This window comes from Kitasatospora sp. NPDC058218 (assembly GCF_042882445.1).
Taxonomy (GTDB): domain Bacteria; phylum Actinomycetota; class Actinomycetes; order Streptomycetales; family Streptomycetaceae; genus Kitasatospora.
In genome coordinates, this window is sequence record NZ_JBHVWC010000158.1 from 1 (window position 1) to 2,371 (window position 2,371).

Annotated in this window: 1 protein-coding gene; it reads right to left on the reverse strand. The window is 74.3% G+C overall.

What is annotated here, in order from left to right; genetic code table 11:
* Positions 1 to 2,371: amino acid adenylation domain-containing protein (locus ACFVYI_RS42365; RefSeq protein WP_387895456.1), on the reverse strand; the 2,371-nt coding region annotated here is incomplete at both ends.

Sequence of the window (2,371 nt, forward strand, 5' to 3'; positions counted from 1 at the left end):
ACCGACAACGCCCCACCCAACACACCCACGTCCAACCCACCCCGCACCCGCACCGCGAACGGCACGTTGTACGCCGCACTCCCCGGCGACAACTGATCGGCGAGCCAGAGGCCGCGCTGGCCGAAGGACAGCGGCAGCGGCCGGTCACGGTCGACGGGGACGAGCGCGGGGCCGTCCGTTCGGTGCGCCGCGTCCGCCAGGAGGGGCGCCAGCTCCCGGACGGTGCCGTGCTGGAACACCATGCGCAGGGGGATCTCGACGCCCAGGTCCGAGCGGATCCGGGCGACCATCCTGGCCGCCATGAGGGAGTGGCCGCCCAGCGTGAACAGGTTGTCGTCGATCCCGACCGCTTCGAGCCCGAGCAGTTCGGCGAACACCGCGCCCAGGGTCCGCTCCTCGGGGGTGCGCGGCGAGGTCCCCCCGGTCGGCTCCGGCCGCTGCGGAGCGGGCAGGGCGCGCCGGTCCACCTTCCCCGACGCGGTGAGGGGGATCGCGTCCACGACGACGAGGGAGGACGGGATCAGCTGGCGGGGCACCGCCGCGGTGAGGCCGGCCCGTACGGTGGCCAGGAACTCCTCGGGCTCGGGGTTGCCCCTGGGCACGACGTAGCCGACGAGTTCGCGCTCGCCGGGGCGGTCCTCCCGGACGAGCACGGTCGCGGCGGCGACGGACTCCTGCCGCTCCAGTGCCGCGCCGACCTCGGCGGGCTCGATGCGGAAGCCACGGATCTTGACCTGCTCGTCGGCCCGGCCCCGGTACTCGATCACGCCGTCGGCGCGGCGGCGCACCAGGTCGCCGGTGCGGTACAGCCGGCCGCCGGGCGCGCCGAAGGGGTCGGCGACGAACCGTTCGGCGGTGAGGCCGGGGCGGCCCAGGTAACCGCGGGCCAGGCCGACCCCGGCGAGGTACAACTCGCCGGTGACACCGGTGGGAACGGGTCGCAGCCGGCTGTCGAGCACGTAGGCCCGGGTGTTGTCCAGGGGCGTGCCGATGGGCACGGACCGGATCGGCAGGTCGGCGGCCGTCATGGGGTGGCTGCTGGCGAACGTGGTGGTCTCGGTCGGCCCGTAGCCGTCGACGACCCGGATGCCGGGGTGGGCGGCGAGCAGGGCGCTCACCGTCTCCGGCGACACCGCCTCGCCTCCGGCCCACACCTCCCGCACCGTCGCGAAGGTGTCCGGGGCCACGTCGACCAGCAGGCCGAACAGGCCCGCGGTGAGCCACAGTCCGGTCACCCGGCCGCGGGTGACGGCCCGGCTCAGGTCGGCCGTGCCGAGCTCGCCGGGCGGGGCCACCACCACCCGGCCGCCGGTCAGCAGCGGCACCCACAGCTCGTAGGTGGAGGCGTCGAAGGCGTGCGGCGAGTGCAGCAGGACCCGTTCGTGGTTCCCGTTGCGCCAGCGGGAGTCGAGTGCCAGGCCGATGACGTTGCGGTGGGTCACCGCCACGCCCTTGGGGACACCGGTCGTACCGGACGTGTACATCACGTAGGCCAGCATGTCCGGGTGCAGCGCGACCTCGGGCCGGTCGTCCGGGCCCTCACCGTCCGCCGTCGTGGCGAGGGTGGTGACGCCGGTGCCGCGGAGGATCTCCCCGGTGGCGTCGGGCCGGTCGCTGAGGACGAGGCGTGCGCCCGCCTCGTCGAGGAGCAGGCGGGTGCGTGCGGCCGGATCACGCCGGTCGAGGGGCAGATAGGCGCCACCCGCGGCCGGCACCGCGAGGACGGCGACGACGAGGTCGAGGCCGCGGTCGAGGTGCAGGCCGACGGGTTCCTCGGGGGCGAGGCCCGCGGCCAGCAGGCGATGGGCGAGGCGGTGCGCCCGCCGGGCGAGTTCCGCGTAGCTGTACGTGGAGCCGTCCGGCAGTTCGACGGCGACCGCGTCCGGGGTCCGGGCCGCCTGCCGGGCGAACAGCTCCGGCAGCGAGGCTTCGGGCAGGGGGCGGTCCGTGTCGTTCCCCGCCTTGAGGAAACGTTCCTGCTCGGTGTCGTCGAGGAGGGCCAGGTGGGAGATCGGCCGGTCCGGATCGGCCAGCAGCCCGCCGAGGGCGGTGTCGAGGTGGCGGACGAACCGCTCGACGGTGCTCTCGTCGAACAGGGCGCGGCTGAACACCAGCCGCCCGGTCAGTCCGCCGTCGTCGGCGGGGAAGAGGTAGACCTCCAGGTCCATGCGGGTGAACTCGCGGTCCGTGCGGAAGAGCGAGACGTCCAGGTCGCCCAGCGCCGTCCAGTCGGGCAGGTCGTTGACGATCTGGAAGACGACCTGGACGAGCGGGTTGCGGGAGAGGTCGCGTTCGGGCCGCAGGTGTTCCACCAGGTACTCGAACGGCAGGTCCTGATGCGTGTACGCGCCCAGCGCACCCTCCCGGACCC